Genomic DNA, 17,236 nt, shown 5'->3' with positions numbered 1-17,236 from the left:
TTACACCGCCCTCATCAGCAGGGTCGCGGCGATCAGCACCGCCGTACCTCCGAACATGGAGACCGCGTACGTGCGGGCGTAGCCGTTCTGGAGCTTGCGCAGCCGGCCGGACAGGCCGCCGACCGAGGCGGCGGTGCCGTTGACCACGCCGTCGACCAGGCTGTGGTCGACGTAGACGAGGGAGCGGGTGAGGTGGGTGCCGCCCCGGACGAAGACGACGTGGTTGAAGTCGTCCTGGAGGAGGTCGCGGCGGGCCGCCCGGGTGAGCAGCGACCCGCGCGGCGCGACGACCGGGACCGGCCTGCGGCCGTACTGGACGTAGGCGACGGCGACGCCGATCACCATGACCGCGACCGTGGCGGAGGTGATGGCCCCGGCGCTGATCGGGGGGTGCCCGTGCTCGAAGCTCGTCACCGGCTCCAGCCAGGTCACGAAGCGGTCGCCGATGCTGAAGAAGGCGCCGGCGCACACCGAGCCGACGGCCAGCAGGACCATCGGGACGGTCATCGACTTCGGCGACTCGTGCGGATGCGGCAGGTCGCCCTTCTCGTCCGCCTGCCAGCGCTTCTCGCCGAAGAAGGTCATCAGCATCACGCGGGTCATGTAGTACGCGGTGATGGCGGCGCCCAGCAGGGTGACCGCGCCGAGGATCCAGCCCTCGGTGCCGCCCTTGGCGAAGGCGGCCTCGATGATCTTGTCCTTGGAGAAGAAGCCGGACAGTCCCGGGAAGCCGATGATGGCGAGGTACCCGAGGCCGAAGGTGACGAAGGTGACCGGCATGTACTTCCGCAGGCCGCCGTAACGGCGCATGTCCACCTCGTCGTTCATGCCGTGCATGACCGAACCGGCGCCGAGGAAGAGCCCGGCCTTGAAGAAGCCGTGGGTCACCAGGTGCATGATCGCGAAGACGTAGCCGATGGGGCCGAGACCCGCCGCCAGGATCATGTAGCCGATCTGCGACATCGTGGAGCCGGCCAGCGCCTTCTTGATGTCGTCCTTGGCACAACCGACGATCGCACCGAAGAGGAGCGTGACCGCGCCGACCACGGTGACCACGAGCTGGGCGTCCGGGGCGGCGTTGAAGATGTCGGCCGAGCGGACGATCAGGTAGACGCCGGCGGTGACCATGGTGGCGGCGTGGATCAGGGCCGAGACCGGGGTCGGGCCCTCCATCGCGTCACCGAGCCAGGACTGCAGCGGCACCTGGGCCGACTTGCCGCAGGCCGCGAGGAGCAGCATCAGGGCGATCGCCGTCAGCGTGCCCTCGCTCGCCCCGTCCACCGACCCGAGGACCGGCCCGAAGGCGAAGGTCCCGAAGGTGGTGAACATGATCATGATGGCGATCGACAGGCCCATGTCGCCGACCCGGTTGACCAGGAAGGCCTTCTTGGCGGCGGTCGCCGCGCTGGGCTTGTGCTGCCAGAAGCCGATCAGGAGGTACGAGGCGAGGCCGACGCCCTCCCAGCCGAAGTACAGGAGCAGGTAGTTGTCCGCGAGGACGAGCAGCAGCATCGCCGCGACGAACAGGTTGAGGTAGCCGAAGAAACGGCGGCGGCGCTCATCGTGCTCCATGTACCCGATCGAGTACACGTGGATGAGCGTGCCGACACCGGTGATCAGCAGGACGAAGGTCATCGACAGCTGGTCGAGCTGGAAGGCCATGTCCGCCTGGAAGCCCTCGACCGGGATCCAGGTGTACAGCGTCTGGTGCAGGGCCCGGGCGTCGGCGCTCCGGCCGAGCATGTCGGCGAAGAGGACGACGCCGATGACGAAGGAGACGGCCGCGAGCACGGTGCCGAGCCAGTGCCCGGTCTTGTCCAGGCGGCGGCCGCCGCACAGCAGGACGGCCGCTCCCAGCAGGGGCGCCGCGATGAGCAGCGCAATCAGGTTCTCCACGGTTCAGCCCCTCACAGCTTCATCAGGCTGGCGTCGTCGACCGAGGCCGAATGGCGCGCCCGGAAGACCGACACGATGATCGCGAGCCCGACCACGACCTCCGCGGCGGCGACGACCATCGTGAAGAACGCGATGATCTGGCCGTCGAGGTTGCCGTGCATCCGGGAGAAGGCGACGAACGCCAGGTTGCAGGCGTTGAGCATCAGCTCCACGCACATGAACACCACGATCGCGTTGCGCCGGATCAGCACCCCGGCCGCGCCGATGGTGAACAGCAGGGCCGCGAGATACAGGTAGTTGACGGGGTTCACCGGGTGGCCTCCTCTTCGTCCCGGTCCCGGCCGAGCCGCTCCTCGGAGCGCTGCTCCAGCGCCTTGAGGTCGGCCAGTGCCTCGGTGGACACGTCCCGGATCTGACCGCGCTTGCGCAGGGTCTGCATGACCGTCAGCTCGGCGGGCGTGCCGTCGGGCAGCAGACCGGGGACGTCCACGGCGTTGTGCCGGGCGTAGACACCGGGGGCGGGCAGCGGCGGCACGTGCTTGCCCTCGCGCACGCGCTGCTCGGACAGCTCGCGCTGGGTCCGGGCCTTCTCGGTGCGCTCGCGGTGCGTGAGCACCATCGCGCCGACCGCCGCCGTGATCAGCAGCGCGCCGGTGATCTCGAAGGCGAAGACGTACTTGGTGAAGATGAGGGCGGCGAGGCCCTCGACGTTGCCGCCGTACGCGCTGTTGGCCGCGCCGAGTCCGTTGAACTCCGTGAGCGACGCCTGGCCGATGCCCGCGATGAGCAGCACGCCGAAGCCGAGCCCGCAGGCCGCGGCCCACCAGCGCTGCCCCTTGATGGTCTCCTTCAGCGAGTCCGCGGCCGTGACGCCGACCAGCATGACGATGAAGAGGAAGAGCATCATGATCGCGCCGGTGTAGACGACGATCTGGACGATGCCGAGGAAGTACGCGCCGTTGGCGAGGTAGAAGACGGCGAGGATGATCATGGTGCCCGCCAGGCACAGCGCACTGTGCATGGCCTTCTTCATGAGGATCGTGCACAGGGCGCCGATGACGGCGACGGTGCCGAGGACCCAGAACTGGAAGGCCTCACCACCCGAGGTGGTGTACGCCGCGAGGTCGGCGGTCATGCGTCCACCTCCTCCGGCTCGCCCTTCTCCCCCTTGGAGGCGGCGACCTGCCGGACCGTGCCCGGCGCGGCCTTGGTGACCAGCCCCCGGTAGTAGTCCTGCTCGTCCGTCCCGGGGTGGATGGCGTGCGGGGAGTCGACCATGCCCTCCTCCAGGCCCGCGAGGAGCTGCTCCTTGGTGTAGATCAGGTTCTCGCGGGAGGAGTCGGCCAGTTCGAACTCGTTGGTCATCGTGAGCGCCCGCGTGGGGCACGCCTCGATGCACAGTCCGCACAGGATGCAGCGGGCGTAGTTGATCTGGTAGACCGCGCCGTACCGCTCACCCGGGGAGTAGCGCTCCTCGTCGGTGTTGTCCGCGCCCTCCACGTAGATGGCGTCCGCGGGGCAGGCCCAGGCGCACAGTTCGCAGCCCACGCACTTCTCAAGTCCGTCCGGATGACGGTTGAGCTGGTGCCGGCCGTGGAAGCGCGGCGCCGTCGTCTTCTGCTGCTCCGGGTACTGCTCGGTCAGCCGCTTCTTGAACATGGCCTTGAAGGTCACGCCGAAGCCGGCCACCGGGTTCTGGAAATCAGACACCGTCCGTCTCCTTTCCATCGCTCGCAGTAGCAGAATCGGGGCCGCCGCTGACGACCAGGTCGCGGTCGCGGCGGGACCGGCGCCGCGGGACCGGCGGCAGGGCTTGTCCCGGCTTGGGCGGTACGGGGAATCCGCCGGCCATCGGGTCGAAGGGGCGGGTGTCCTCGGGTGCGGCACCGGCGGCCTCGCTCTTGGCCTTCCTGTCGCGGAACATGTCCGCGATGAAGGAGAGCAGCAGCACGGCGATGACCGCTCCGGCGACGTACAGCACGATCGTCTGGAACCCGTAGTTCTCGTTCCGCAGCGCGCGGACGGTGGCGACCAGCATCAGCCAGAGCACCGAGACCGGGATGAGGACCTTCCAGCCGAGCTTCATCAGCTGGTCGTAGCGGACGCGGGGCAGTGTGCCGCGCAGCCAGATGAAGAAGAAGAGCAGCAGCTGGACCTTGACGACGAACCAGAGGAGCGGCCACCAGCCGTGGTTCGCGCCCTCCCAGAAGGTCGAGATCGGGTACGGAGCCCGCCAGCCGCCCAGGAAGAGGGTCACCGAGACGGCCGAGACCGTCACCATGTTCACGTACTCGGCGAGCATGAACATCGCGAACTTGATCGAGGAGTACTCGGTGTTGAAGCCGCCGACCAGGTCGCCCTCGGACTCCGGCATGTCGAACGGGGCACGGTTGGTCTCGCCGACCATCGTGACCACGTAGATGATGAAGGACACCGGCAGCAGGACGATGAACCAGCGGTCGGCCTGCGCCTCCACGATCGCCGAGGTCGACATCGACCCCGAGTAGAGGAAGACGGAGGCGAACGCGGCGCCCATCGCGATCTCGTAGGAGATCATCTGCGCGCAGGAGCGCAGACCGCCCAGCAGCGGATAGGTCGAGCCGGAGGACCAGCCGGCGAGCACGATGCCGTAGATGCCGACGGAGGCGATGGCCAGCACGTAGAGCATGGCGATCGGCAGGTCGGTGAGCTGCATCGAGGTGCGGTGGCCGAAGATCGAGACCTCGTTGCCGGCCGGGCCGAAGGGGATCACGGCGATCGCCATGAACGCCGGGGCCGCGGCGATGATCGGCGCGAGGATGTAGACGACCTTGTCGGCCCGCTTGACGATCACGTCCTCCTTCAGCATCAGCTTGATGCCGTCCGCGAGGGACTGGAGGAGGCCCCAGGGGCCGTGCCGGTTCGGGCCGATGCGCAGCTGCATCCAGGCGACGACCTTGCGCTCCCACACGATGGAGAAGAGCACGGTGATCATCAGGAAGGCGAAGCAGAAGACCGCTTTGATCGCGACGAGCCACCAGGGGTCCGTGCCGAACATGGACAGGTCCTCGGCGGCGAGCACGCTGCGCTGTGCCTCCGCGAGTGGAGCGAGGGCGGTCATGCGCGCACCTCCGGAGCGGCTACGGCCCGGGCTGTGCCCGGCCTGACGAGGGGGAAGCGGGGGCGCCGCCCCGCGGGCCCGCGGCCCGCGGCCGGGCGGGCGAGGGGCGCGGTCATGACCGGACCTCCGCCGCGTCGGCGGCACCCGCGGGACCGATGCGTACCAGGTCGCCCGGGTGGGCGCCGGTGTCGGAGAGGACGCCGCCGCCGGTGGAGTTCAGCGGCAGCCACACCACCCGGTCCGGCATCTCGGTGACCTGGAGCGGGAGGTGGACCGAGCCCGCCGGGCCGGTCACCGCGAGGAGGTCGCCGTCCTTGACGCCGGTCTCGGCGGCGGTGGCGGCCGACAGCCGGGCCGGTGCCGCGTGCCGGGTGCCGGCCAGGGCGGTGTCGCCCTCCTGCAGGCGGCCCAGGTCGAGCAGCAGCCGGTGGCCGCCGAGGACGGCCTCGCCGTCGCCCGGCCGGGCCGCGGGCTGCGCGGGCTCGGCGGGCTCCGAGGCCCGCTCCCCCGCCCAGCCGCCCAGCCGGTCCAGCTCCCTCCGGACGGACCGCAGGTCGGGCAGCGCCAGGTGCGCGTCGAGGGCGTCCGCGAGCATGTGGAGCACCCGGGCGTCCGACGGTGCGAGACGCCGGGTCATCTGCTCGGGCTTGAGCGCGGCCTCGAAGAGCCGTGCCCTGCCCTCCCAGTTGAGGAACGTGCCGGGCTTCTCGGCGACCGCCGCGACCGGCAGGACCACGTCCGCCCGGTCGGTGACCTCGCTCGGCCGCAGCTCCAGCGACACCACGAAGGCCGCGTCGAGCGCCTCGCGGGCCCGTGCCGGGTCCGGCAGGTCGCGGACCTCGACGCCTCCGACGAGCAGCGCGCCCAGTTCGCCGACGGCGGCGGCCTCGACGATCTGGCCCGTGTCACGGCCGTAGCCGTGCGGGAGTTCGCGTACGCCCCAGGCCGCGGCGACCTCCTCCCGCGCCCGCGGGTCGGTGGCCGGACGGCCGCCGGGCAGCAGCGTCGGGATGGCGCCGGCTTCGAGCGCGCCGCGCTCGCCGGCCCGGCGGGGGATCCACACCAGCTTCGCCCCGGTGGCCGTCGCGCCGCGGACGGCCGCGGTCAGCGCGCCCGGCACGGCGGCGAGCCGCTCGCCGACCACGATGACGGCGCCGTCGAGGCGCAGGGCCTCGGCCGCGTCCGCGCCGGCCTCGTCGAGACCGACCCGGGAGGTGAGCGCGTCGAGCCACTCCGTCTCGGTGCCGGGTGCGGCGGACAGCAGCGTGCCGCCCGCCTTCGTCAGACCGCGGGTGGCGTGCGAGGCGATCGCGTAGGTCCGCTGGCCGTGCTTGCGCCAGGCCTTGCGCAGCCGCAGGAAGACGCCCGGGGCCTCCTCCTCGGCTTCGAGACCGACCAGGAGGACCGCCGGGGCGGCCTCCAGGGAGGTGTAGGTGACGCCCGCGCCGTCCAGGTCCCGTCCGCGTCCGGCGACCTGGGAGGCCAGGAAGTCGGCCTCCTCGCCGGAGTGGACCCGGGCCCGGAAGTCGACGTCGTTGGTGTCGAGGGCGACCCGCGCGAACTTGGCGTACGCGTAGGAGTCCTCGACGGTCAGCCGGCCGCCGGCCAGGACACCGGTGCGGCCGCGGACCAGGCCGCGGGCCGCCGCCTCCAGGGCCTCGGGCCAGGAGGCGGGTTCGAGGACGCCCTCGGCGTTGCGGACGAGGGGGGTCGTCAGCCGGTCGCGCTGCTGCGCGTACCGGAAGCCGAACCGCCCCTTGTCGCACACCCACTCCTCGTTGACCTCCGGGTCCTCGGCCGCCAGACGTCGCATGACCTTGCCGCGCCGGTGGTCGGTCCGGGTGGCGCAGCCGCCGGCGCAGTGCTCGCAGACCCCGGGGGTCGACACCAGGTCGAAGGGCCGGGAGCGGAAGCGGTACGCCGCCGAGGTCAGCGCGCCGACCGGGCAGATCTGGATGGTGTTGCCGGAGAAGTACGACTCGAAGGGGTCGCCCTCGCCGGTGCCGACCTGCTGGAGCGCGCCGCGCTCGATCAGCTCGATCATCGGGTCGCCGGCGACCTGGTTGGAGAAGCGGGTGCACCGCGCGCACAGCACGCAGCGCTCACGGTCGAGCAGCACCTGGGTGGAGATCGGGACCGGCTTCTCGTAGGTCCGCTTCCGCCCCTCGAAGCGGGACTCGGCCTGGCCGTGCGACATCGCCTGGTTCTGCAGGGGGCACTCGCCGCCCTTGTCGCAGACCGGGCAGTCCAGCGGGTGGTTGATGAGCAGCAGCTCCATCACACCGTGCTGGGCCTTCTCGGCGACCGGGCTGGTCAGCTGCGAGCGGACCACCATGCCGTCGGTGCAGGTGATGGTGCAGGAGGCCATCGGCTTGCGCTGGCCCTCCACCTCGACGATGCACTGGCGGCAGGCGCCGGCCGGGTCGAGGAGGGGGTGGTCGCAGAAGCGCGGGATCTCGATGCCGAGCTGCTCCGCGGCGCGGATGACCAGCGTCCCCTTGGGGACGGAGATCTCGACGCCGTCGATGGTCAGCGACACGAGGTCCTCGGGCGGTACGGCCGCGCTGCCGCCGCCGCTGGGGGTGGACGCGATGACGGTCATGCGGTCACCTCCTTGTGGTTGTCCGCCCAGGCGGTCGACTTGGCCGGGTCGAAGGGGCAGCCGCGGCCGGTGATGTGCTGCTCGTACTCCTCGCGGAAGTACTTCAGCGAGGAGAAGATCGGGGAGGCGGCGCCGTCGCCGAGCGCGCAGAACGACTTGCCGTTGATGTTGTCGGCGATGTCGTTCAGCTTGTCGAGGTCGGACATCCGTCCCTTGCCCGCCTCGATGTCGCGCAGCAACTGGACCAGCCAGTAGGTGCCTTCACGACAGGGCGTGCACTTGCCGCAGGACTCGTGGGCGTAGAACTCCGTCCAGCGGGTGACGGCCCGCACCACACAGGTGGTCTCGTCGAAGCACTGCAGCGCCTTGGTGCCCAGCATCGAGCCGGCCGCGGCGACGCCCTCGTAGTCCAGCGGGACGTCCAGGTGCTCGTCGGTGAACATCGGTGTGGAGGATCCGCCGGGGGTCCAGAACTTGAGCCGGTGGCCGGGCCGCATCCCGCCGCTCATGTCGAGCAGCTGGCGCAGGGTGATCCCGAGCGGGGCCTCGAACTGGCCGGGCGAGGCAACGTGGCCGCTGAGCGAGTAGAGCGTGAAGCCGGGGGACTTCTCGCTGCCCATCGACTTGAACCAGTCCTTGCCGCGGTTCATGATCGCGGGAACCGACGCGATGGACTCGACGTTGTTCACCACGGTGGGGCAGGCGTACAGACCGGCGACCGCGGGGAACGGGGGACGCAGCCGGGGCTGGCCGCGGCGCCCTTCGAGCGAGTCGAGCAGGGCGGTCTCCTCGCCGCAGATGTACGCGCCCGCGCCCGCGTGCACGGTGAGCTCGACGTCGAGTCCGCTGCCGAGGATGTTCTCGCCCAGATAGCCGGCCTCGTACGCCTCGCGCACGGCCTCGTGCAGCCGGCGCAGTACGGGGACGACCTCGCCGCGCAGGTAGATGAAGGCGTGCTGGGAGCGGATCGCGTAACAGGCGATCACGATGCCCTCGATGAGGGAGTGCGGGTTGGCGAAGAGGAGCGGGATGTCCTTGCAGGTCCCGGGCTCCGACTCGTCCGCGTTGACGACGAGGTAGTGCGGCTTGCCGTCGCCCTGCGGGATGAACTGCCACTTCATCCCGGTGGGGAAGCCGGCGCCGCCGCGTCCGCGGAGTCCGGAGTCCTTGACGTACGCGATGAGGTCGTCGGGCGACATCGCGAGCGCCTTCTTCAGGCCCTGGTAGCCCTCGTGCCTCTTGTACGTCTCCAGGGTCCAGGAGTCCGGCTGGTCCCAGAACGCCGACAGGACGGGCGCGAGAAGCTTCTCGGGGCTGCTGCTGTTGATCTCGGCTGCCAAGGTCATCACTCCCCCTCCCCACTGGCTGACTCGCCGCGCGGGTGGACGATCTTGTGGTGCGGGGTCTCGCCCTTGGCCAGGCGCAGCCCGACGAGCGAGGCCGGGCCGGCCCCGCCGGTGGCCTCGACGGCCCCCTCGCGCTCGTCGGGGAAACCGGCCAGGATGCGGGCGGTCTCCTTGTACGTGCACAGGGGCGCGCCGCGGGTGGGTGATACGGGACGTCCGGCCCGCAGGTCGTCGACGAGCCGCTTGGCGGTCTCGGGCGTCTGGTTGTCGAAGAACTCCCAGTTGACCATCACCACCGGCGCGAAGTCGCAGGCCGCGTTGCACTCGATGTGCTCCAGCGTGACCTTGCCGTCGGCGGTGGTCTCGTCGTTGCCGACGCCGAGGTGCTCCTTGAGCTCCTCGAAGATGGCGTCGCCGCCCATGACCGCGCAGAGCGTGTTGGTGCAGACGCCGACCTGGTAGTCGCCCGACGGCTTGCGGCGGTACATGGTGTAGAAGGTCGCCACCGCGGTGACCTCGGCCGTGGTCAGGCCGAGGACGTCCGCGCAGAACTGCATGCCCGTGCGGGTGACGTGACCTTCCTCCGACTGCACCAGGTGCAGCAGCGGCAGGAGCGCGGAGCGGGACCCCGGGTAGCGGGCGACGATCTCCTTGGCGTCCGCCTCCAGCCGGGCCCGGACGTCGGCCGGGTAGGCGGGGGCGGGAAGCTGGGGCATGCCCAGGTTCGTCGACGAAGCGTTGTCGGTCATCGGTCGACGCCTCCCATCACGGGGTCGATGGAGGCGACGGCGACGATGACGTCGGCGACCTGGCCGCCCTCGCACATCGCCGCCATGGCCTGCAGGTTGGTGAAGGACGGGTCGCGGAAGTGGACCCGGTAGGGGCGGGTGCCGCCGTCGCTGACGACGTGCACGCCGAGCTCGCCCTTGGGCGACTCGACGGCCGCGTAGGCCTGTCCGGCCGGCACGCGGAAGCCCTCGGTCACCAGCTTGAAGTGGTGGATCAGGGCCTCCATGGAGGTGCCCATGATCTTCTTGATGTGGTCGAGGGAGTTGCCGAGTCCGTCCGTGCCGAGCGCGAGCTGCGCCGGCCAGGCGATCTTCTTGTCGCCGACCATGACGTCGCCGGGCTCCAGGCGGTCCAGGCACTGCTCGACGATCCGCAGCGACTGCCGCATCTCCTCCAGCCGCACGAGGAAGCGGCCGTAGGAGTCGCAGGTGTCGGCGGTGGGGACCTCGAACTCGTAGTTCTCGTAGCCGCAGTACGGGTCCGTCTTGCGCAGGTCGTGCGGGAGGCCCGCGGAGCGCAGGATCGGGCCGGTGGCGCCGAGCGCCATGCAGCCGGTGAGGTCGAGGTAGCCCACGTCCTGCATGCGGGCCTTGAAGATCGGGTTGCCGGTGGCGAGCTTGTCGTACTCCGGCAGGTTCTTCTTCATGGTCTTCACGAACTCGCGCACGGCGTCGACGGCGCCGGGCGGGAGGTCCTGGGCGAGGCCGCCGGGGCGGATGTACGCGTGGTTCATGCGCAGGCCGGTGATCAGCTCGTACAGGTCCAGGATCATCTCGCGGTCCCGGAAGCCGTAGATCATGATCGTGGTGGCGCCCAGCTCCATGCCGCCGGTGGCGATGCACACCAGGTGGGAGGAGAGCCGGTTGAGTTCCATGAGCAGGACGCGGATGACGCTGGCGCGGTCCGGGATCTGCTCGGTGATGCCGAGCAGCTTCTCCACGCCCAGGCAGTACGCCGTCTCGTTGTAGAACGAGGTGAGGTAGTCCATGCGCGTGACGAAGGTGGTGCCCTGCGTCCACGTCCGGTACTCGAGGTTCTTCTCGATGCCGGTGTGGAGGTAGCCGATGCCGCATCGGGCCTCGGTGACGGTCTCGCCGTCGATCTCCAGGATCAGCCGGAGCACGCCGTGCGTGGACGGGTGCTGGGGACCCATGTTGACGACGATCCGCTCGTCGTCCGCCTTGGCCGCGGACTGGACGACCTCGTCCCAGTCCCCACCCGTGACCGTGTAGACGGTGCCCTCGGTGGTCTCGCGCGCGCTTGCCGATGGGGTAGTCACGAGTACGACCTCCGCTGGTCGGGAGCCGGGATCTGGGCGCCCTTGTACTCGACGGCGATGCCGCCGAGGGGGTAGTCCTTGCGCTGCGGGAAGCCCTGCCAGTCGTCCGGCATCATGATCCGGGTGAGGGCGGGATGGCCGTCGAAGACGATGCCGAAGAAGTCGTACGCCTCGCGCTCGTGCCAGTCGTTCGTCGGATAGACCGCGGTGAGCGACGGGATGCGCCGGTCGGTGTCCGGGGCGGACACCTCCAGACGGATCAGCCGGCCGTGGGTCAGCGACCGCAGGTGGTAGACGGCGTGCAGCTCGCGGCCCTTGTCCCCGGGGTAGTGGACACCGGAGACGCCCGTACACAGCTCGAAGCGCAGCGCCGGGTCGTCGCGCAGGGTCCTCGCCACCCGGACGAGGTGCTCGCGCGCGATGTGGAACGTGAGCTCGTCGCGGTCGACGACCGTCTTCTCGATCGCGCTCTCCGGGAGCAGTCCCTGCTCGTCCAGGGCGCCCTCGAGCTCGTCGGCCACCTCGTCGAACCAGCCGCCGTACGGGCGGGCGGCCTCGCCGGGCAGGCGCACCGAGCGGACGAGGCCGCCGTAGCCGGAGGTGTCGCCGCCGTCGTTCGCGCCGAACATCCCGCGCTGGACGCGGACCTCCTCACCGTGCTCCCCACGCTGCCCCGGCAGGTTCTGCGAGGAGAGGTCCTTCTCGGGATTGGGTGTCTCGTCACTCACCGGAGCAGGCCCTTCATCTCGATCGTCGGCAGCGCCTTCAGTGCCGCCTCCTCCGCCTCGCGGGCCGCTTCCTCCGCGTTCACGCCGAGCTTGGAGCCCTGGATCTTCTGGTGGAGCTTGAGAATCGCGTCCAGCAGCATCTCGGGGCGCGGGGGGCAGCCCGGCAGGTAGATGTCGACCGGGACGATGTGGTCGACTCCCTGCACGATCGCGTAGTTGTTGAACATCCCGCCCGACGAGGCGCAGACGCCCATGGAGATGACCCACTTGGGGTTCGGCATCTGGTCGTAGACCTGCCGCAGGACGGGCGCCATCTTCTGGCTGACCCGGCCGGCCACGATCATCAGGTCGGCCTGGCGCGGCGAGCCGCGGAAGACCTCCATGCCGAAGCGCGCCAGGTCGTACCGCCCGGCGCCGGTCGTCATCATCTCGATGGCGCAGCAGGCGAGGCCGAAGGTCGCGGGGAAGACGGACGCCTTGCGCACCCAGCCCGCGGCCTGTTCGACCGTCGTCAGCACGAAACCGCTCGGCAGTTTCTCTTCGAGTCCCATAGGTGCCCCTCAGCCCCTCAGTCCCATTCCAGGCCGCCGCGCCGCCACACGTAGGCGTAGGCGACGAAGACGGTGAGCACGAAGAGCAGCATCTCCACGAGCCCGAAAAGCCCCAGGGCGTCGAAGGTGACCGCCCAGGGGTAGAGGAAGACGATCTCGATGTCGAAGACGATGAAGAGCATCGCCGTCAGGTAGTACTTGATGGGGAAGCGACCGCCCGTGACCGGCTTGGGCGTCGGCTCGATACCGCACTCGTACGCCTCAAGCTTCGCCCTGTTATACCGTTTTGGGCCGATTAGCGTGGCCATGACCACGGAGAAGATCGCAAACCCCGCACCCAGGGCGCCGAGCACGAGGATGGGCGCGTACGCATTCACGCTCCTCGCTCCTTCCAGTCGTCCTTGACCGTTGGACCGCACCGTCGGGGTCTTCCTCGTTCAGCAGCCCACAGCCACGCGAAGATCGCGTACATGTGAGGCAGTTCACAAGCCCGACTGTCCCGCATCCTATGCCCGCCCCTCTGTGATCTGCGACACGGGGTGCACCAAGGACTTTGTGATCTCCACCACCTGACGAACGATCATCAAGTCGGATGAGCGGTGATCTTGGCACGCGAAGCGCCCAGGTGATCACCAGTTGTGACATCCGGACCCGAAACCGCTGGTCGAAGGGGGTGTGCACTATCAAGAGTTGGGCTGTACAAGCAAATTGGCGACACTGGTCGACCGAGTGATAAAGGATCCCGCCGTCGCCCGGTCGGGGGCCTCCGCGTACCGAAGTGGACGCGTGCAGCCGTTCACGAGGGCCGTCGGCGCCCGGAGGGCGCCTCCATGTGACCTGCGCCACACCCGCACCCATCCCGGGAAAGCGGGGCTTGGCCATCGGTGTGAAGAGGTGGTAAGTGGCGGTCAATTCGGACGTTTCGCGGAAAACCCATGATCAAGGGCTTGATCGCCGATGCCCGATTTGCCCGTTAAGGCGTCAATAAGGGCCTCAGAGAAGCGGATTGAGAGGTTCCGGTCGTAACTGTGGCGCAACACACGTTTCTTGATGGGAACCGCGATCGCCTGATAGCGGTTGTCCCTATGTCCCAGACCGCTCATATACCCAGCCACCGGAAGCCCCGCCGCAGCGCTTCGAAGCTCGCGTTCCGGGCCGGAGTTGCCGGTGGCGTACTCAGCACCATCGCGGTGGCCGGTGCCGCCGGGCCGGCCAACGCCGAGCCGCTGACCGAGACCATCGAGATGCCCACGCTGGGCTCGCTCGACACCGACCTGGCGAGCGTCGTCTCCGCGTCGGCGGAGGCGTCCCAGCAGGAGGCCCTCGACCAGAGCCTGCGCGCTCAGGAGGACGCCGCCCTCCAGAAGGCCGCCAAGGCGGCCAAGAAGGCCAAGGCGGAGGCCGACCGCAAGGCCGAGGCCGAGAAGGCGGAGAAGGCCCGCGCAGAGGCCCGTGACCGCGCCTCGCGCACCGCGAGCCGCACCTCGCTGTCCGCGTACTCCGCGAGCGACTCCTCCGACAGCACCTCGCAGGTCGCCACCGGCTCCGCCGCGGCGATCGTCGCCTTCGCCAAGGCGCAGCTCGGCGACGCCTACGTGTCCGGCGGCACCGGCCCGAACTCCTGGGACTGCTCGGGCCTCGTGCAGGCCGCGTACCGCCAGGCCAACATCGACCTGCCCCGCGTCTCCAGCTCGCAGTCCAGCATGGGCACGTCCGTCTCGCTGAGCAGCCTCCAGCCGGGCGACATCCTCTACTGGGGCAGCCGCAGCGGCTCGTACCACGTGGCCATCTACGTGGGCGGCGGCAAGTACGTCGGCGCGCAGAACCCGTCCACCGGCGTGGTCGAGCGCTCCCTGGACTGGGACATGCCGTCCGGAGCCGTGCGTATCCTCTGATTTCGGACGCTTCGGGATTCTCCGTCGCTTTCCTTGCCAAGACAGTGAAAAGCCGTCACTCCTCGGGGGAGTGACGGCTTTTCGCGGTTCGGGCCGCCCCGGCCGGGGCGAAGGCCCTCGGGGCGGGTGAGGGTCCGGGAGCCGCGTGAGGCTCTCCGGACCCCTCCCCGCACCCTGCGAAGGGCGGGAGGTCCGGCTCAGGCCTTCGGGGCCACCTTCGAGAGCCCGTTGATGATGCGGTCCATCGCGTCGCCGCCCGTCGGGTCCGTGAGGTTCGCCAGCATCTTCAGCGTGAACTTCATCAGGACCGGGTGGGTCAGGCCCCGCTGCGTCGCGATCTTCATGATCTTCGGATTGCCGATGATCTTCACGAAGGCGCGGCCCAGCGTGTAGTAGCCGCCGTAGGTGTCCTTCAGGATCTTCGGGTAGTTGTGCAGCGCCAGCTCGCGCTGGGCCGGGGTCGCCCGGGCGTGTGCCTGGACGATGACGTCGGCCGCGATCTGGCCCGACTCCATCGCGTAGGCGATGCCCTCTCCGTTGAAGGGGTTGACCAGGCCGCCCGCGTCACCGACGAGCAGCAGGCCCTTGGTGTAGTGCGGCTGGCGGTTGAAGGCCATCGGGAGCGCGGCGCCGCGGATCGGCGTCGTCATGTTGTCCGGGGTGTAGCCCCAGTCCTCCGGCATGGAGGCGCACCAGGCCTTCAGGACCTCGCGCCAGTCCAGCTCCTTGAAGGCCGAGGAGGAGTTGAGGATGCCGAGGCCGACGTTGGACGTGCCGTCGCCCATGCCGAAGATCCAGCCGTAGCCGGGCAGGAGCCGGTCCTGCGGGCCGCGCCGGTCCCAGAGCTCCAGCCAGGACTCCAGGTAGTCGTCGTCGTGGCGGGGCGAGGTGAAGTAGGTGCGGACCGCGACACCCATCGGCCGGTCCTCGCGCCGGTGCAGGCCCATGGCGAGCGAGAGCCGGGTGGAGTTGCCGTCGGCGGCCACGACGAGCGGCGCGTGGAAGGTGACTTCGCGCTTGTCCTCGCCGAGCTTGGCGTGGACGCCGGTGATCCGGCCGGTGCGCTCGTCGACGATGGGCGCGCCGACGTTGCAGCGCTCGTACAGCCGGGCGCCGGCCTTCTGCGCCTGCCGGGCGAGCTGCTCGTCGAAGTCGTCGCGCTTGCGGACGAGTCCGTAGTCCGGGTACGAGGCGAGGTCGGGCCAGTCGAGCTGGAGGCGCACGCCGCCGCCGATGATCCGCAGGCCCTTGTTGCGCAGCCAGCCGGCCTCTTCGGAGATGTCGATGCCCATGGCGACCAGCTGCTTGGTGGCGCGCGGGGTGAGGCCGTCGCCGCAGACCTTCTCGCGGGGGAACGCGGTCTTCTCCAGCAGCAGGACGTCGAGTCCGGCCTTGGCGAGGTAGTAAGCGGTCGTGGAGCCGGCCGGGCCTGCCCCGACGACGATCACGTCTGCGCTGTGCTCGGAGAGGGGCTCGGTCACGGCGGGGTCTCCCGAAGACTGGACGGCGTTGATACCGGCCCAGTCTATGGGGGCGTCCCGCGGCCCGAGCCGAGGGCCACCCCGCGGACGGGGCGGCCGGCGGCCGCGGGTCGCGCGGGCCGTCGCCGGGGGCGTCAGACGGTCTTGAAGCCCCGATGCATCGCCACGATGCCGCCGCTCAGGTTGCGCCAGGCGACCTTCGACCAGCCGGCCTTCTGCAGCAGGCCCGCGAGGGACGGCTGGTCCGGCCAGGACTGGATGGACTCGGCGAGGTACACGTAGGCGTCCGGGTTGGACGAGACCGCGCGGGCCACCGGCGGCAGCGCCCGCATCAGGTACTCCTCGTACACCGTGCGGAACGGCGCCCACGTCGGGTGGGAGAACTCGCAGATCACGACCCGGCCGCCCGGCTTCGTCACGCGGTACAGCTCGCGCAGCGCCGCGTCCGTGTCCTGGATGTTGCGCAGGCCGAAGGAGATCGTGACCGCGTCGAAGACGTCGTCACGGAAGGGCAGGCGGGTGCCGTCGCCGGCGGTCAGCGGCAGCCAGCCGTGGCGCTTCTTGCCCTCGCGCAGCATGCCGAGCGAGAAGTCGCAGGGCACGACGTACGCGCCGGTCGCCGCGAAGGGCAGCGACGAGGTGCCGGTACCGGCGGCCAGGTCCAGGATCCGCTGCGCCGGGCGGGCGTCGACCGCCTTGGCGACCTCCTTGCGCCAGCGCCGGTCCTGGCCGAGCGAGAGCACGTCGTTGGTCAGGTCGTAGTTCGCCGCCACGTCGTCGAACATCGAGGCGACTTCGTGCGGCTGCTTGTCCAGGGTTGCTCGCGTCACGCGGCCATTGTCGCAGCCCGGTGAATCCGTTCTCGAACCGCTTCGGCCTTTCGGGCACGGCACGGGGCGGGGAGGCGGCCGGAGGGTTCAGCGGCGCCGGAAGACCAGCCGGCCGGAGAGCACGGTCGCGACGCAGGTCCCCGCGCCGCGGGCGGCGAGTTCGGCCTCGTCCCGCACGTCGAAGACGGCGAAGCCGGCGTCGACGCCCACGGGACCCAGCGGCATCAGGACCGCGTCCGCGAGCGGGCGGCCGTCCGCCAGCGGGTCCAGCGACGGAGGACCCGGGGGTTCGTGGAAGCGCTGCTCCCTGCTCAGGCCCGCGCGTGTCACCGCGTCCACGACCGCGGGTCGCCACAGGTCGCCGGCCACCGCGACCGTCCCGTGCGCGAGCATCCGCTGGACGCCCCGGCGGGCGCTCGCGCCCCAGCGGGCGTCGGTCATGCCCAGGGCGGCGAGGGCGCTCGCGCCCGTGATCGGCTCCGTGCCGAGTTCCGCGGCCTCGCGCGGGTCCGGGTGGTAGGCCCGCTCCAGGAGCTCGGGGCCGTGGAGGTTCACCAGCCCCGGGGTCAGCACGCCGGGCCAGCGCCGCACCCGCGCGCCGGGGTGGGCGGCGGCGAGGTCCTCGTACGGGCCGATCGCGTCGACCAGCGAGCCCCGGACGACGACGGCCCCGCCCGGCACGGGCGCGTGGCGCCCGCCGGGCAGGACCAGGTCCGCCGCGTGGATCGTCAGCACGGCC

Annotated in this window: 16 protein-coding genes; 1 reads left to right on the top strand and 15 read right to left on the bottom strand. The window is 70.3% G+C overall.

Annotated features, from left to right (window positions below; all coding sequences use genetic code 11):
- The 12 genes from nuoL to ACGFZF_RS30980 form a co-directional block, all read right to left on the bottom strand.
- Entirely contained in the window at positions 1 to 1,896 is a 1,896-nt protein-coding gene (gene nuoL, locus ACGFZF_RS31035) for an NADH-quinone oxidoreductase subunit L (protein WP_393559580.1), read from the bottom strand.
- A gap of 11 nt (positions 1,897 to 1,907) precedes the next feature.
- Positions 1,908 to 2,207: an NADH-quinone oxidoreductase subunit NuoK gene (gene nuoK / locus ACGFZF_RS31030; protein ID WP_030214504.1), complete on the bottom strand. Its 300-nt coding sequence runs from the start codon at positions 2,205 to 2,207 to the stop codon at positions 1,908 to 1,910.
- Entirely contained in the window at positions 2,204 to 3,031 is an 828-nt protein-coding gene (locus tag ACGFZF_RS31025; RefSeq protein WP_393559578.1) for an NADH-quinone oxidoreductase subunit J, read from the bottom strand. The genes nuoK and ACGFZF_RS31025 overlap by 4 nt, the downstream gene beginning before the upstream one ends.
- Positions 3,028 to 3,624, bottom strand: coding sequence for an NADH-quinone oxidoreductase subunit NuoI (gene nuoI / locus ACGFZF_RS31020; RefSeq protein WP_393559576.1), 597 nt, complete (start codon positions 3,622 to 3,624; stop codon positions 3,028 to 3,030). Before nuoI ends, ACGFZF_RS31025 begins: the two co-directional genes overlap by 4 nt.
- Positions 3,599 to 4,996 carry an NADH-quinone oxidoreductase subunit NuoH gene (nuoH, locus tag ACGFZF_RS31015; RefSeq protein ID WP_393559574.1) on the bottom strand — a complete coding sequence of 466 codons (1,398 nt, stop codon included), beginning with the start codon at positions 4,994 to 4,996 and terminating at the stop codon, positions 3,599 to 3,601. The genes nuoI and nuoH overlap by 26 nt, the downstream gene beginning before the upstream one ends.
- Before the next feature lie 112 nt (positions 4,997 to 5,108).
- On the bottom strand, positions 5,109 to 7,598 hold the full coding sequence (locus tag ACGFZF_RS31010; RefSeq protein ID WP_393559572.1) for an NADH-quinone oxidoreductase subunit G: 2,490 nt from the start codon (positions 7,596 to 7,598) through the stop codon (positions 5,109 to 5,111).
- Positions 7,595 to 8,947: an NADH-quinone oxidoreductase subunit NuoF gene (nuoF, locus tag ACGFZF_RS31005; protein WP_393559570.1), complete on the bottom strand. Its 1,353-nt coding sequence runs from the start codon at positions 8,945 to 8,947 to the stop codon at positions 7,595 to 7,597. Before nuoF ends, ACGFZF_RS31010 begins: the two co-directional genes overlap by 4 nt.
- On the bottom strand, positions 8,944 to 9,693 hold the full coding sequence (gene nuoE, locus ACGFZF_RS31000) for an NADH-quinone oxidoreductase subunit NuoE (protein ID WP_356599817.1): 750 nt from the start codon (positions 9,691 to 9,693) through the stop codon (positions 8,944 to 8,946). The genes nuoF and nuoE overlap by 4 nt, the downstream gene beginning before the upstream one ends.
- Positions 9,690 to 11,012, bottom strand: coding sequence for an NADH-quinone oxidoreductase subunit D (locus ACGFZF_RS30995; protein ID WP_147976060.1), 1,323 nt, complete (start codon positions 11,010 to 11,012; stop codon positions 9,690 to 9,692). Before ACGFZF_RS30995 ends, nuoE begins: the two co-directional genes overlap by 4 nt.
- On the bottom strand, positions 11,009 to 11,740 hold the full coding sequence (locus tag ACGFZF_RS30990) for an NADH-quinone oxidoreductase subunit C (RefSeq protein WP_393559568.1): 732 nt from the start codon (positions 11,738 to 11,740) through the stop codon (positions 11,009 to 11,011). Before ACGFZF_RS30990 ends, ACGFZF_RS30995 begins: the two co-directional genes overlap by 4 nt.
- On the bottom strand, positions 11,737 to 12,291 hold the full coding sequence (locus ACGFZF_RS30985; protein ID WP_393559566.1) for a NuoB/complex I 20 kDa subunit family protein: 555 nt from the start codon (positions 12,289 to 12,291) through the stop codon (positions 11,737 to 11,739). The genes ACGFZF_RS30990 and ACGFZF_RS30985 overlap by 4 nt, the downstream gene beginning before the upstream one ends.
- Positions 12,292 to 12,308: 17 nt before the next feature.
- Positions 12,309 to 12,668, bottom strand: coding sequence for an NADH-quinone oxidoreductase subunit A (locus ACGFZF_RS30980; protein WP_147976063.1), 360 nt, complete (start codon positions 12,666 to 12,668; stop codon positions 12,309 to 12,311).
- 708 nt (positions 12,669 to 13,376) lie between these two features.
- Here ACGFZF_RS30980 and ACGFZF_RS30975 point away from each other — a divergent pair.
- Complete coding sequence (locus ACGFZF_RS30975; protein ID WP_393559563.1) at positions 13,377 to 14,186, top strand: C40 family peptidase; 810 nt, start codon at positions 13,377 to 13,379, stop codon at positions 14,184 to 14,186.
- A 197-nt stretch (positions 14,187 to 14,383) separates the two neighbouring features.
- Here ACGFZF_RS30975 and ACGFZF_RS30970 read toward each other — a convergent pair whose 3' ends face one another.
- The 3 genes from ACGFZF_RS30970 to ACGFZF_RS30960 form a co-directional block, all read right to left on the bottom strand.
- A complete protein-coding gene (locus ACGFZF_RS30970) occupies positions 14,384 to 15,667 on the bottom strand; it encodes a geranylgeranyl reductase family protein (RefSeq protein ID WP_393559561.1) in 1,284 nt (427 codons plus the stop codon).
- A gap of 134 nt (positions 15,668 to 15,801) precedes the next feature.
- On the bottom strand, positions 15,802 to 16,497 hold the full coding sequence (locus ACGFZF_RS30965) for a demethylmenaquinone methyltransferase (RefSeq protein WP_393559559.1): 696 nt from the start codon (positions 16,495 to 16,497) through the stop codon (positions 15,802 to 15,804).
- Between the two features lie 87 nt (positions 16,498 to 16,584).
- Positions 16,585 to 17,232 (bottom strand): hypothetical protein, encoded by a 648-nt coding sequence (locus tag ACGFZF_RS30960; protein ID WP_393559557.1) that lies wholly within the window; start codon positions 17,230 to 17,232, stop codon positions 16,585 to 16,587.
- Positions 17,233 to 17,236: the final 4 nt, after the last annotated feature.

The organism is Streptomyces sp. NPDC048338 (assembly GCF_043201055.1).
Taxonomy (GTDB): Bacteria; Actinomycetota; Actinomycetes; order Streptomycetales; family Streptomycetaceae; genus Streptomyces.
This window is presented reverse-complemented; position numbering and strand designations above follow the sequence as displayed.